The following is a 12,820-nucleotide window of genomic DNA, read 5'->3' as shown; positions in this document are numbered from 1 at the left end:
CGATCACACTGCTTCCGTGGGGCGCGGCTGGACGAGGACCCGGCCCACGATGGTGGCGTAGAAGAGGCCGGAGGCGAGGACGAGGGCGAAGTTCAGGGGGCCCATGGTGAGCATCCGCCAGATGCTCAGCAGCACCCAGAGCAGGGCCGTTCCGCCGCCCCAGACGATGACGCCGATCCAGAACCGGCGGGTCTTGTTCCTCTTGGCGCCGCTGGAGCCGGTCGGCTGCCAGGCCATCCGGTTGCGGCGCACGATGTCCCAGATGGCGAAGACGTGCGCCCAGCCGTACATCATGCGGGCGGCCCAGGCCTCCAGCCGGTAGGGATTGCGGTGCCAGAGCGGGAAGACGATCGTCGCGTAGATCAGGCCGGGCAGCACCAGCGCGGTGTTCTCCCAGCGGATCAGGTCGGGGCGGGCGAGCAGCAGGACGATCGGTATGAGGGGGGAGACGACGGTGAACAGCGCCGTGTGGATGTAGTAGAAGAAGCCGGACAGGTAGCAGGCCCGGGTGACCGGCCGCAGCTTGGTCCGCCAGAACTTCTTGCTGCCGAGCAGGCTCATCGAGCCGGTGCACCAGCGGTACTGCTGGTTGAAGAAGCCGCCGACGTTGTCCGGGCAGACACCGGTGGCCAGGGCGACGGGTATGTACTGGAGGTCCCAGCCCAGGCGGCGCAGGTCGAAGCCGGTGTGCACGTCCTCGGAGTGGCCGATCAGGGTGGTGCCGCCGTTCTCCTCCAACGCCGCGCGCCGGTAGACCGCGCAACTGCCCACGCAGATCGCGCCGTCGTTGCGCTGCCGGGAGACCTGGACGGTCCGGTAGAACAGCTCCTGGACGGCGCCGGCGCCGCGCTCGATCCAGTTCTGCGAGTCGAGGATGCGGAAGAACTGCGGGGACTGGACGATGCCGAGGCGCGGGTTGGCCTCCATGTAGGGGAGCATCTCGTTCAGCAGGTCCGGTCGTGGCGCGAAGTCGGCGTCCAGGATGAGGATGTAGTCGCTGTCGGAGTTGCGGAAGCCGAACTGGAGGTTGCCGGCCTTCTTGAACCAGCCGAGCTTGTCGCGGGTGCCGTAGACGAACTCGAAGTCGACGGCCATCTGCGCGAGCTGTGGGCTGTTGCTGTCGTCGAGGACGTACGGGGTGACCTCGCCCGGGTACTGGTCGCGCAGCCGGGCCACGTGGGTCCAGGTGTTGTGCAGCACCTCGATCGGCTCGCCGGCGACGGGCAGGAAGATGTCGACGGTCGGGTAGCGCTCGGGCTGCCACGACTTGACCAGGGCGCGGTGGGCCGACAGGTCGAAGGTCTCGTTGAAGCCGTGCACCCAACGGGAGATCAGGTAGTAGACGATGGTGAAGGCGAGCGGCGGTATGAAGAAGAGGAACCACGGCGTCGCGCTCAGCAGCCCGATCTCGCTGGCCACCATGCAGGCGAAGCTGATGAGGGAGAAGCAGGTCAGCACCCACAGGTTGGTGCGGGCGTAGAGGTATTTCTCGGTGTTGTCCGGAGGTTGGGGGAGCAGGCCCCACCGCTTGCGGGCGGCCGGGTCGCGCCGGTTCCGGCGTCGTGAGACCGGCGGCTGACCGCCTCCCGCGAGTCGCGCGCTCTCGGTGACAGTCACGTGCTCTACTCCCCCGAAGCCGTACTGAGTCTGAACTGTCCCCGCACGGCGGCCGTTGCCGCTCGGGCACCAGGGGACGCCAGGATCGTACGGGACCGATCGCCCGGAGTTCGCTCCCCCCTCTTCGGCCTGCCGTCCGGAACCGATATCGAGTTCCGATCGTGATGTGAACGGGGGTGCGGCCAGAGCGCTTGTGTACGGTTGTCCGCTCGACGGTCGAGAACGGGTCGGGGAAGAGTGATGATCATCGAGGACGGCGCGGCCGGACGCGTGGCGCGGGGCCTGCGGGCGGTCGCCGCGTTCGGTGCGGTCGCCGCGTTGCTGGCCGGGTGCAGCGGCGAGGTCGGGGCGGTGGAGCCACCGACCGCCACGACGGCGGCGTCCGGGCCGGGGCTCTGCTCGACCGCGCAGGAGCCGTTCCCCAAGCTGGCGTTGGACGGTGGCGCCAAGATCCTCGAACCGAACCCGTGGAACACCGCCGGCACGGTCTGCGTGGACCCGGTCGGGGAGAGCGGGTTCTCGCTGTCCCGGACCGATGACTTCGTCCCGAAGAACCCGCTCGCCCCGGGCGCCTACCCCAACGTGTCCACCGCGCCGGGCGCGAGCGGACTGCCGGTGCCGGTCAGCGCCCTCGGCGACGCCACCGCCGACTGGGACGCCAATGGCCGGGTGAGCGGCTCCTTCAACCTCTCCTTCGACCTCTGGTACGGCTCCAGCCCGGACAACTGCCTCCCTGGGGAGAGCGCCGAGGTGATGATCTGGCTGGACGCCACCGACAACGTGCGGCCCGCCGGTGACAAGGTGTCGGACGCCCTGCCGTTCGGCGACGCCAGCTACCACGTCTACCAGGCGCCGATCACCGGCCCGCACAGTGTGATCAGCTACGTCCGCACGGCACCGACCCACACCACTCGTGGCCTCAACCTGCGGCTGTTCACCGCCGACGCCATGGCGCGCGGGTACGTCCCCAAGGGCTCCTACCTGTGCCGGGTGCAGGCGGGTTTCGAGGTCTGGAGCGGCGGGACCGGCCTGCGCAGCAACTCCTTCGCCTTCCACAACCGGGTCGGCCTGCCGGCGGGCGAGGTCCCGGCGGGCGCTCCGGGGATCTGTCTGCGGCACGGCGGCGGGATCGCCGGGGCTCCGGTGACCGTCGGATCCTGCGGCGACCAGGCCGTTTCGACCGGGTGGACGGTGGGCAACGACGGTTCGCTGCGCGGGGGAGCGGCCTGCCTGGCACCGGCCGCCGACCGCGCCTCGGTGACGCTGGCCGAGTGCACCGGCGGTACGGCGCAGCGTTGGGTCACCGCCCCCGGGCAGCGGCTGAAGCACCAGGACAGCGGGCTGTGCCTGGGCACCGCGGGCGGTGCGCTCACGGACGGCACACCGGCACTTCTGAGACCGTGCGCGGACACCGTTTCGCAGCGCTGGAAGCTGCCGTACAACGGAGTCGCGTGAGTCGGCGTCGCCCACGGGAAACCGCGGCCGCGCTGACGTTTCGTCCGCGCACCCCCCATGGGCGTGGCGGGGTGGATGCCCTAGCATTCGGGCCATGAGCGATCGACCGGTACCGAGTGGCGAGCCGGGCCAGCCCCCCACGCCACCGCAGCAGGCACCGGCCGGGGGGGCCGCTCCGGCCACCGGTGTGCCACCGCAGTCCCCGAGCGGAGCCTTCGGCCCCGCGTCCGGCTACGGGCCGCCGCCCGCCGCGCCCGCGCAGCCCCAGCAGTCGACGCCGCATCCGGCCGCGCAGCCGGTGCCGCAGTCGGGCGGGGGACCGGCTCCGCTGGCGCCGGGGCCGGTGCAGCCCGGCCCGGTGAAGCCGCAGCCGGGTCCTGTGATGCCGCCGCAGGGACAGCCCGTCCAGCCGCAGCCGGCCCAGCCGCAGGCGCCGATGCCGCAGCCCGGCCCGCCGGTCGGTCGGCAGCCCTTCGCGCCGGGCGCGCAGCCGGCCCAGCCCGTGGCGCACTGGCAGCAGCAGGGCGGCTTCCAGCCGCCGGTCCCCCCGTCCGGTCTGCCGGTCTCCCAGTCCAGCACACCGGACTGGGAGGCGCTGGCCGAGCAGAACGAGCAGTCCGCCAAGCGCGGCCGTCGGCTCAAGCTGATCGGTGTGGTGACCGCCGTGGTCGTGGTGGCCGCCGCCGGTGGCGGCGGGTACTGGTACCTCCAGCGCGGCAAGGAGAAGGAGCCGGTGGCCCAGGGCCCCGGCAAGCCTGGACCGACGTCCCCCGGTCCATCGAGCCCGCCGGTGAGCGCTCCGCCGGTCAAGGGCATCGACAGCCCGCCGACCGTCGGCTCGCTGCCCGCCAAGAAGGGCTCGGCCGCGCTCAACCTGGGGGCCGACGCCAAACAGGGGGCGATGGCCGGCTTCTCCGGGCAGGTCCTCAAACTGCCCAGCGGCCAGGACTCGTTCGCCTCGACGTCCACCTCGGTCATCGACGTGAACAAGAGCTTCACCGTCTCCGCGCGGGTGCTGGTCGACGTGCCCAACGGCAACCGCAGCGCGGTCAGCCAGGGCGACGGCCAGTACTACTCGTACTCGCTGGGCCGGGCCGGCAACAACGGGCACGACCAGTGGTACTTCAAGGTCCAGGTGCCGGGCGGCGGTTCGGTGATCGCCTGGTCCAAGGGCGACGCGACGGTCAACCAGTGGGTGCTGCTGACCGGCGTGTACGACGACCCGTCGGGCCAGCTCACTCTGTACGTCAACGGCGCTCCGCAGTCCTCGGCCAAGTCCGCCGGGGTGCAGCCGAGCGGCACCAACTCCCTGCAGGTCGGCCGGCTGAGTTCCAACTCGCAGTGGGCCGACCCTTGGCACGGTGCCGTCGCGGACATCCAGGTGTGGGACCAGGTGCTGCCGGAGGCCGACATCGTCAAGATCGTGGCCGGCCCGAGCTCGCCGCCGTCCATCGCGCCGATCGCCGCCTGGCTCGGCGGCTGAGCCCGCCGGGGACGGGTCCGGTGGTCCGGTGAGCACGACCCGCAGGACCTGCCGCAGGGCCGACCGGCCCTCGTGAACGTCCGGCCGCCGCCCCGGCAGTGTGGGGCGGCGGCCGAATCGCGCCCCGGGACGCGGGCTCAGGGTCCGTCCGGATGCGAAGTCCCAGATGAGGAGCAGTACTGATGAGCGCGGACGGCCGCTGGATCCGGCCCGAGTCCACCCGCAAGCCCGTTCTCGGCGGGGCCAGGCCGGCCAGGGCGGCGCTCGGCGAGCGCGACCGGACGGCGACCGGGGCGGCGCAGGCCTACCCGGCGGCCGACCGGCGCCGTCGCAAGCCCGGCCTGCCGAGGGTGCCGCACCCGGCCCGGCCGGTGCTGCGGGCCGACTGGCTGCCGCTGGCTGCCGTGCTGCTGATCCAGGCGGCGCTCTCGTACCACCTGATCCTCAGCAACACCGCCTTCATCGACGAAGGCACCTACATCTACGCGGGCTACCAGGAGATCGCGCACCTGCGGCACGGCACCCCGGTGGCGACGTACGAAACCTTCTTCTCCGGCTCCCCGCTGATCTACCCGGTGGTGGTGGCCGTCGCGGACTTCCTCGGCGGGCTGAACGGCGCCCGGCTGCTGAGCCTGGCGTTCATGCTCTCCGCCACGGTCGCCGTCCACCTGGCCACCCGGCGGCTGCACGGCTCGCTCGCGGCGTTCTGCGCGGCGATGGCCTTCGTCGCGCTCGGCCCCACCCAGTTCCTCGGCGGCCTGGCCACCTACGACGCGATGGCGCTGGCGGTCCTCGCCTGGGCCGGGTACTTCGCGGTGCGGCTGACCACGGGCGGCGGCCACCCGAGCCTGATCGCCTCCGGGCTGCTGCTGGCCCTGGCCGGCGCCACCAAGTACGCCGCGCTGCTGTGGGTGCCGGTGGTGTGCGGCATCGCGGTGCTGGCCGGGCCGCGCGGGTCGCTGCGTCGCTGGGAGGCATGGCGGCGCGGGCTGCTGGTGCTGCTGACCTTCGTGGTGGCGGTCGGCGCGGCGGCGCTGGCGGCCGGCGAGAAGTACGTCAACGGCTTCAACCACACCACGCTCAAGCGCGCCCCGGGCCACGACTCGTACTCCTACGTGGCCTCGGAGGCCGCCCGTTGGGTCGGCCCGCTGCTGGTGGTCGCGTTGGCCGGGGTGCTGGTGCAGCTGGTGCGGGCGCGGCGGCGCGGTGGTGCGGCCTGGCCAGGGTTCTGGTTGGCGCTGCTCCTGCTGCTGGCCGGACTGATGGCGCCGGTGAACCAGATCCGCATCCACACCTGGCTGTCCCTGCAGAAGCACGTCGACTTCGGCGCCTGGTTCTCCTGCATCGTGGTGGGCTTGGTCCTGGCCCGTACGGTGCTCTGGCTGAAGGGTCGTCTGCACCTGGTGGCAGGGGTCGCGGCCGCCGCCCTGGTGGTCGGCCCGCTGGCCTGGGCGGGCTCGGCCCAGGGCCGCGAGATGTACGGCGAGTGGTCGAACTCGAAGGAGTTCGTGGCCGCCCTGGAGCCGTACATCGTCAAGGGTGAGGACCGGTACCTGGTCGAGAACTACAACGTCCCCGCGTACTACCTGCGCAAGCAGACCAACTGGCAGCAGTGGCACGACCTGGTGGCCGTCTTCCGCCGGGACCCGGCCACGGGTGAGATGCAGAACGGGGTGCCCGCGATCCAGGCAGGCATCCAGGCCCACGAGTGGAAGGTCGTGGTCCTGGACTTCACCCAGACCGCGGCCATCGACAAGGCGATCCAGCCCACCCTGAAGGCCGCCGGGTACCGGGTGGTCACCGTGGTGACGAGCGGAAAGCACGGCCGGTACACCGTCTACGTCGCGCCCGGGTACGACAAGAAGCCGTGACGGGTGTTCAGGGCGGGCCGCCCGCTCAGAACGCCATGGTGTAGACCATCAGGTCCATCCCCGGGTACGGGGCCCAGTCCCGCTCGGGGGTGCGGCGGAAACCTGTCCGCTCGTATATGCGGTGGGCGGTGGTCATCTCCGGGCGGGTGGAGAAGGCCATGCCGGCCAGGCCGAGTTCGTGGCTGCGGGCGACGGCGGCGCGGACCAGGGCCTCGCCGACGCCGCGGCCGCGGGCGGCAGGGGCGGTGGCGAGCATCCGGATCTCGCCCTCCCGCGGGGTGGCGATGTCCGCCCACTCGGTGCCGCCGACGGCGAAGGTCACGCAGCCGAGGACCCCGGCTCCGGCGGCGTCGACGGCGACCAGCAGCTCGGCCTCCCGGGCCCGGCGCTCCGAGTTGCGCAGCAGGTCGACGTAGCCGCTCGCGGGGTTGGTGAAACCGTCGCCGACGAAGGCCTCGACGGTGATCCGGCCGGCGTCGGCGAGGTCCTCGGGGAGGGCCTGACGGATGAGGAAGTCCATCGGGCCAGTGTGCCGGAGCCCGGTGCGGGGCGGTTCTCCGGGGTCGAACGGGCCCCGAGGGCGGCAGGGCGGACGGCCGGCTGGACGGTCGGCTGGACGGCCCGGCGACCGGCCGGGTGGCCCGCCGGGTGGCCCGCCGGGGAGGGCGGCCGTCAGTCCTCCCCGAACGCCAGGTGCCCGACCCCGTTCCAGCCGTCCGGCCGCAGCCGCCCGTCCTGGGCCCGCCAGAGGCTGGTGGAGCAGTTGTGCACCGGCCCGAGCGCGGTGAGCTGCTCCTCGGTGAGCCGGTCCAGCGCGTAGCGGAGCATCAGCACCGTGCAGTCGTGGGCGACCAGCAGGACGGGCCGTCCGGCCTCCTCCTCGCAGAGGTCCCGCAGCAGGCTGCGCACCCGCAGCGCGACGTCGGCCCAGGACTCGCCGCCCGGCGGGCGGTAGTACAGCTCGCCCATCTTGCGCCGCCGGGCCGCCTCCTCCGGGTGCTTGGCCTCGATCGCGGCCTTGGGCAGCATCTCCAGGACGCCGAGTTCGCGGTCGCGCAGCCGCTCGTCGTAGCGGACGGCCAGGGTGACCGGGACGGCGCCGAGTCCGGCGGCCTGGGCGAGCGCGATCCGGGCGGTCTCGGCGGTGCGCGCGTACGGCGAGCACCAGACGCTGCGCGGGCGGTCGGCGCTGGGCAGAGCGGCCCACCAGTGGCCGAGCGCCTGGGCCTGCCGCCGGCCGTTCAGCGACAGCGGGATGTCGGCGTCGCGGCAGCTGATCGGGACGCTGAGGGCGCCGACGGCCTCGGCGAGCTGGAACTCGACGTTGGCGGTGGACTCCCCGTGCCGGGTGGCGATCAGTACGGACGGCAGCCGGCCGGCCGTCGACGGGCGGTGGGCGGCGGCGTGCTGCCCGTGACCGCCGGTGTGCTGGCCGTGGCCGGTGCCGTGCTGGGCCTGGGCGGTGCCGTGCTGGCCCTGCGTGGTGGCGTGGTGGTGCTGGCTCTGGGTGGACTGGTGCTGGCCGTTGAGGGTGGTGCCGAGTTCTGCCATGGCCGCGAGCTCCCCGTGGTCGATCAGGTCCCGGCCGGATGCCGGTCCGGTCTGGTGGTGCCCGGCGTGCACGCCTGTTCATACATATGATCGCGCCGCCTCCTCCAGTGTTCACGGAGAAGGCGGCGCGATCACAGGGCGCGTACCGCGTCAATCAGTGCGCCGCTACGGGCTCCGGCGCGTTCTTCAGCTCGTCGTCGCCGGCTTCGGCGCTGTAGTCGGACGGCCTGGTCTCGTCCGGGAGCTCCGGCGCCTTGAGCGCCCGCAGCACCAGGGTGAGCACCACCGAGACGATCAGGTTGAGCGCGAAGGCGGTCAGGCCGATGTAGCCGATCTCGCCGATGCCGGGGATCTCGGCCGAGTTGCCGCCGAAGTGCTTGGTGGCGGGGCTGGCGATCCCGTACGCCTTCCAGGTGCCGTACACCATGCCGGCCGCCCAGCCGGCGAACAGCGCCCAGTGGTGGAACCAGCGGGTGAACAGGCCGCCGACGATCGACACGAAGGTCTGCAGGATCCACAGGCCGCCCAGCAGTTGGAGGTTGATCGCGGCCTGCTTGTCCATGCCGAGCACGAAGACCAGCGCGCCGACCTTCACCAGCAGCGAGACCAGCTTGGCGACCCGGGTCTCGTCGGCGGGGGTGGCGGCGGGCTTCAGCCACTCCTTGTAGACGTTGCGGGTGAACAGGTTGGCCGCCGCGATGGACATGATGGCGGCCGGCACCAGCGCGCCGATGCCGATCGCGGCGAAGGCCACGCCGGTGAACCAGTCCGGGAACATGTCCGCGAACAGCTGGGGCACCGACAGCTGGGAGTTGTAGCCCTTGACGCCCTTGCCGACGCCCGCCGCGACCGCCATGAAGCCGAGCAGCGCCAGCAGGCCCAGCATCAGCGAGTAGGCGGGCATGATCGCCATGTTGCGGCGCACGGTGTTGCGGGACTTGGAGGCCAGCACGCCGGTCACCGAGTGCGGGTACATGAACAGCGCCATCGCCGATCCGAGGGCGAGCGTGGCGTACGTCCACTGCTTGTTCTCGGGGATGGTCAGCGAGCCGGCCTTGGCCTCCTTGAAGTGCTGTGCGGTGGCTTCGAAGATGTGGCCGTAGCCGCCGAGCCGGATCGGGATGTAGATCACCGCGACGATGATCACGATGTAGACCAGGGCGTCCTTGACGAAGGCGATCAGCGCCGGGGCGCGCAGGCCGGAGGAGTAGGTGTAGGCGGCCAGCACACCGAAGGCGATGAACAGCGGCAGGTCCTTGACGAACCAGTTGGCGTTCTCCCCGCCGCCGACCCCCAGCACGTCCAACACGGCCTGGATGCCCACGAGTTGCAGGGCGATGTACGGCATGGTGGCCAGGATGCCGGTGAGCGCGACCACCAGCGACAGTGGCCGCGAGCCGTACCGGCCGCGCACGAAGTCGGCCGGGGTCACGTAGCCGTGCACCCGGGAGACCGACCAGAGCCGGGGCAGGAAGAGGAAGACCAGCGGGTAGGCGATGATCGTGTACGGCACCGCGAAGAAGCCCGCCGCGCCGGTCGCGTACACCGCCGCCGGGACGGCGACGAAGGTGTACGCGGTGTAGAGGTCCCCGCCGAGCAGGAACCAGGTCACCCAGGTGCCGAAGCTGCGCCCGCCCAGGCCCCACTCGTCCAGGTGCGCCGCGTTGTCCGCGCGGCGCCAGCGCGAGGCGAGGAAGCCCATCACGGTGACCAGGGCGAAGAACAGCACGAAGACCACGAGGGCCGGCACGTTGACGTCCTTCATCGCGCACCGCCCTTCCGGGCCGCCTTGCGGGCCTTCTCGTCCCGGTTGATCAGCAGGTAGGCGGCGACGGTGAACACGGCCGACGCCGGCACCCAGAGCAGCTGGTACCAGTAGAAGAACGGCATGCCGGCCGCTGCCGGGTCGCTCTTGTCGTACGAGGACACCCAGAGCATCGCGACGATCGGCACGAGCAGGGCCAGGCCGGCCAGCACCCGTTCGGGCGTCACCGCCGGGACGGGCCTCCCGCCTGGCTCGGGCATGACATCTTCGACGGTGAGGGGATCAGACGGCATCTTCGGCTCCGCTCCGGAGGGTTCCCCGTCGGCGCCGCAGCCCGGTCGGCGCCGAGCGCCGCACGGGCCCGCCGAGCAGCACCATCGGTGATCGGCAGTCAGGTCTGTACGGCTGCGCAATCTAGAGCATGGGGTGATCCATGTCACCGGAATTGACGCAACTTCCCGCCAGTCGGACGCGAGCGGCCGATGTCCGCCCTCCGTGCGGCGGAAATGCGGCGGGAGCGAGCCCGGCGGGAACGCGGCGGACGTACGACGGAGAGGCGCTGTCGGCGCGGGGCCGGGAAAAGCCGTCGCGGAACGCGAAAGGCACCGGCGCGCGGGTCGCGCGCGCCGGTGCCCGAAGTGCGGTGGGGGAGTGCGGCTACTCCGGACGCTTCAGCCGGGTGATGAACTTGTAGCGGTCGCCGCGGTAGATCGAGCGGACCCACTCGACCGGCTCGCCCCCGGCATCGAAGGAGTGCCGGGAGAGCTGGAGCATCGGCAGGCCGAGGTCGGAGCCGAGCAGGCCGGCCTCGCGCGGGTTGGCCAGGGTGGTCTCGATGGTCTCCTCGGCCTCGGCCACGGTGACCCCGTACACCTCGCGCAGCGCCGCGTACAGCGAGTTGTGCTTGGCCAGGTTGCGGCGCAGGGCCGGGAAGCGCTTGGCGGACAGGTGGGCGACCTCGATGGCCATCGGGTCGCCGTTGGCCAGCCGCAGGCGCTCGATCCGCAGCACCCGGCCGCCCGGCTTGATGTCGAGCAGCGGGGCGAGCCGGTCGTCGGCGGTGATGTAGCCGATCTCGATCAGCCGGGAGGCGGGCTCCAGGCCCTGGGCGCGCATGTCCTCGGTGTAGGAGGTCAGCTGGAGGGCCTGGGCGACCTTGGGCTTGGCGACGAAGGTGCCCTTGCCCTGGATGCGCTCCAGGCGGCCCTCGACGACCAGCTCCTGGAGGGCCTGGCGCACGGTGGTGCGCGAGGTGTCGAACTGGGCGGCCAGCGCCCGCTCGGGCGGCACCGGGGTGCCGGCGGGCTGGGTCTCGGTGAGCTGCAGCAGGTGCCGCTTCAGGCCGTAGTACTTGGGGACCCGCGCGGTCGGATCGGTGCCGGCCTGCGTGGGGAGGCTGTTCACCTCGGGGTCGTTGACCTGGGCGGTGGATCCCCCGTCGCTGCTCATCGGACCTGTTCTCCCGCTTCTCGCGAGGTCCTCACTGACCCCGCCACATCGTTAACGGCTCACATCGTTGCATGTATGGCTACGGAACGAATACCTCATCACGCGATGAACGATGTGCGGTGTCGGCTTGATAACGGGTGGTCGGGATCGGTCGAACAGCCGTTGACAGGCCCATTGGTCTAGGCCAAGCTCCAGGCAGCTGGTCTACACCACTAGGCCGGTAACTATGAATCCCCCCACCCGTTCGAAGGGGTCCGCGGCACCATTCCCCCCGCTTTGTGTGGGTCTGCCGCTGCCGCCCGACGGGGGCAACCCAGGCATCCCTCAGGAGGATGGCGTGAAGCGTCAGCTCATCGCGGCGGTCGGCGTCGCAGCAATGGTCGTCGGCGTGGCGGCTTGCGGCTCGGACGGCAAGAAGGAGGGCGGTTCCTCCTCGGCGGCCAAGAACTACGACGGCAAGACCCTCACCGTGTGGCTGATGGACGGCTCGGCCCCCAAGGGCTGGGAGGACAGCGTCAAGGCGGACTTCGCCGCCGCCTACCCGGGTGCCAAGCTGGAGATCCAGACCCAGAAGTGGAACGGCATCGGCCAGAAGGTCACCGCCGCCCTCTCCGAGGGTTCGGTCGACGTCCTGGAGATCGGCAACACCCAGACCGCGGGCTACGCGGCCACCGGTGGTCTGCTCGACATCACCAAGGACAAGGCCGACCTGGGCGGTGCCGACTGGGCCGCCAACCTGAGCGAGTCCTCGATCATCGAGGGCAAGCAGTACGCCGCCCCGTGGTACTTCACCAACCGCGTGGTGACCTACAACAAGGACATCTGGACCAAGGCCGGCATCGCCGCCCCGCCGAAGACCCTGGACGAGCTGTACCAGGACCTGGACAAGGTCAAGGCCGTCCCCGGCGTCAACGACGCCCTCTACATGCCCGGTCAGGAGTGGTACGTCTACTTCGGCCTGCTGCAGAGCGAGGGCGGCAAGCTCGCCAAGAAGGAGGGCGACAAGTGGGTCGGCGGCCTGTCGAGCCCCGAGGGCCAGAAGGCGTTCGAGACCTACAAGAAGCTGCAGGGCTACTCGGCCACCGCCCCGAAGGACAAGGACGAGGCCACCCCGCAGCAGAAGGACGTCTTCGCCAAGGGTGACATCGGCACCATCATCGGCCTCGGCTGGGAGGTCCCGAAGCCCGAGGAGCTGGCGGCCGACAAGATCGGTTACTTCGCCCTCCCCGGCAAGACCGCGGACAAGCCGTCCAGCGTCTTCCTCGGCGGCTCGAACCTGGCGATCGCCCAGCAGAGCAAGAACCCCGAGCTGGCCAAGGGCTTCCTGAAGATCGCCATGAGCGACAAGAACGAGGGCATGGTCGCCTCCTCCGGCCTCATCCCGAACAAGGTCGCGCTCAACGACAAGGTCACCGGCGACTTCGCCAAGGCCGCCCTGCCGGCCTCGGCCAACGGCGCGACCACCCCGAACGTCCCGACCTGGACCAACGTCGAGAACGAGCCGAACCCGATCAAGGACTTCCTGACCTCGGCGCTGACCGGCGACTACGCCGCCGCGGCCAAGAAGGCCGACGACGAGATCGCGAAGCGTCTCAACCAGAAGCAGTAAGGCAGTCGAGCGGCGTCGCT

General features: G+C 71.2%; 10 protein-coding genes. 4 read left to right on the top strand and 6 right to left on the bottom strand.

Annotation, left to right across the window (positions count from 1 at the left end):
* Window positions 1–3: 3 nt before the first annotated feature.
* A complete protein-coding gene (locus ACIQ87_RS04535) occupies window positions 4–1,422 on the bottom strand; it encodes a glycosyltransferase family 2 protein (protein WP_402401861.1) in 1,419 nt (472 codons plus the stop codon).
* A 435-nt stretch (window positions 1,423–1,857) separates the two neighbouring features.
* Here ACIQ87_RS04535 and ACIQ87_RS04530 point away from each other — a divergent pair, with 435 nt between their 5' ends.
* The 3 genes from ACIQ87_RS04530 (at window position 1,858) to ACIQ87_RS04520 (ending at window position 6,426) form a co-directional block, all read left to right on the top strand.
* Window positions 1,858–3,072, top strand: coding sequence for a ricin-type beta-trefoil lectin domain protein (locus tag ACIQ87_RS04530; RefSeq protein ID WP_402401384.1), 1,215 nt, complete (start codon window positions 1,858–1,860; stop codon window positions 3,070–3,072).
* Between the two features lie 94 nt (window positions 3,073–3,166).
* Entirely contained in the window at window positions 3,167–4,555 is a 1,389-nt protein-coding gene (locus ACIQ87_RS04525) for a LamG-like jellyroll fold domain-containing protein (protein ID WP_402401381.1), read from the top strand.
* Between the two features lie 182 nt (window positions 4,556–4,737).
* Window positions 4,738–6,426, top strand: a complete 1,689-nt coding sequence (locus ACIQ87_RS04520; protein WP_402401378.1) for an ArnT family glycosyltransferase — start codon at window positions 4,738–4,740, stop codon at window positions 6,424–6,426.
* A gap of 25 nt (window positions 6,427–6,451) precedes the next feature.
* On the opposite strand, the gene ACIQ87_RS04515 is transcribed toward ACIQ87_RS04520, so the two are convergent.
* From ACIQ87_RS04515 to ACIQ87_RS04495, 5 genes are all read right to left on the bottom strand, one after another.
* Window positions 6,452–6,946, bottom strand: a complete 495-nt coding sequence (locus ACIQ87_RS04515; protein ID WP_402401375.1) for a GNAT family N-acetyltransferase — start codon at window positions 6,944–6,946, stop codon at window positions 6,452–6,454.
* Between the two features lie 152 nt (window positions 6,947–7,098).
* Window positions 7,099–7,977 (bottom strand): histidine phosphatase family protein, encoded by an 879-nt coding sequence (locus tag ACIQ87_RS04510; RefSeq protein WP_402401372.1) that lies wholly within the window; start codon window positions 7,975–7,977, stop codon window positions 7,099–7,101.
* A gap of 154 nt (window positions 7,978–8,131) precedes the next feature.
* On the bottom strand, window positions 8,132–9,742 hold the full coding sequence (gene mctP, locus ACIQ87_RS04505) for a monocarboxylate uptake permease MctP (RefSeq protein WP_402401369.1): 1,611 nt from the start codon (window positions 9,740–9,742) through the stop codon (window positions 8,132–8,134).
* Window positions 9,739–10,035 (bottom strand): DUF3311 domain-containing protein, encoded by a 297-nt coding sequence (locus tag ACIQ87_RS04500; RefSeq protein WP_402401366.1) that lies wholly within the window; start codon window positions 10,033–10,035, stop codon window positions 9,739–9,741. The genes mctP and ACIQ87_RS04500 overlap by 4 nt, the downstream gene beginning before the upstream one ends.
* Window positions 10,036–10,399: 364 nt before the next feature.
* On the bottom strand, window positions 10,400–11,191 hold the full coding sequence (locus tag ACIQ87_RS04495) for a GntR family transcriptional regulator (RefSeq protein WP_402401362.1): 792 nt from the start codon (window positions 11,189–11,191) through the stop codon (window positions 10,400–10,402).
* A 337-nt stretch (window positions 11,192–11,528) separates the two neighbouring features.
* Between ACIQ87_RS04495 and ACIQ87_RS04490 the strand changes: the two genes are divergently transcribed.
* Window positions 11,529–12,800: an extracellular solute-binding protein gene (locus ACIQ87_RS04490; protein ID WP_402401359.1), complete on the top strand. Its 1,272-nt coding sequence runs from the start codon at window positions 11,529–11,531 to the stop codon at window positions 12,798–12,800.
* The last annotated feature ends 20 nt before the right edge of the window (window positions 12,801–12,820 follow it).

The sequence above is a fragment of the Kitasatospora sp. NPDC096204 genome, from assembly GCF_044763205.1.
Classification (GTDB): domain Bacteria; phylum Actinomycetota; class Actinomycetes; order Streptomycetales; family Streptomycetaceae; genus Kitasatospora.
Note: the sequence above shows the minus strand (reverse complement) of the source record. Positions and strands in the feature narration are given on the sequence as shown.

Excerpts from the sequence above, each read along its gene's own strand:
- ACIQ87_RS04515 (WP_402401375.1), bottom strand. The coding sequence starts at position 6,946 with ATGGACTTCCTCATCCGTCAGGCCCTCCCCGAGGACCTCGCCGACGCC.
- ACIQ87_RS04520 (WP_402401378.1), top strand. The coding sequence starts at position 4,738 with ATGAGCGCGGACGGCCGCTGGATCCGGCCCGAGTCCACCCGCAAGCCC.
- mctP (WP_402401369.1), bottom strand. The coding sequence starts at position 9,742 with ATGAAGGACGTCAACGTGCCGGCCCTCGTGGTCTTCGTGCTGTTCTTC.
- ACIQ87_RS04535 (WP_402401861.1), bottom strand. The coding sequence starts at position 1,422 with ATGGTGGCCAGCGAGATCGGGCTGCTGAGCGCGACGCCGTGGTTCCTC.
- ACIQ87_RS04500 (WP_402401366.1), bottom strand. The coding sequence starts at position 10,035 with ATGCCGTCTGATCCCCTCACCGTCGAAGATGTCATGCCCGAGCCAGGC.
- ACIQ87_RS04495 (WP_402401362.1), bottom strand. The coding sequence starts at position 11,191 with ATGAGCAGCGACGGGGGATCCACCGCCCAGGTCAACGACCCCGAGGTG.
- ACIQ87_RS04530 (WP_402401384.1), top strand. The coding sequence starts at position 1,858 with ATGATCATCGAGGACGGCGCGGCCGGACGCGTGGCGCGGGGCCTGCGG.
- ACIQ87_RS04525 (WP_402401381.1), top strand. The coding sequence starts at position 3,167 with ATGAGCGATCGACCGGTACCGAGTGGCGAGCCGGGCCAGCCCCCCACG.
- ACIQ87_RS04510 (WP_402401372.1), bottom strand. The coding sequence starts at position 7,977 with ATGGCAGAACTCGGCACCACCCTCAACGGCCAGCACCAGTCCACCCAG.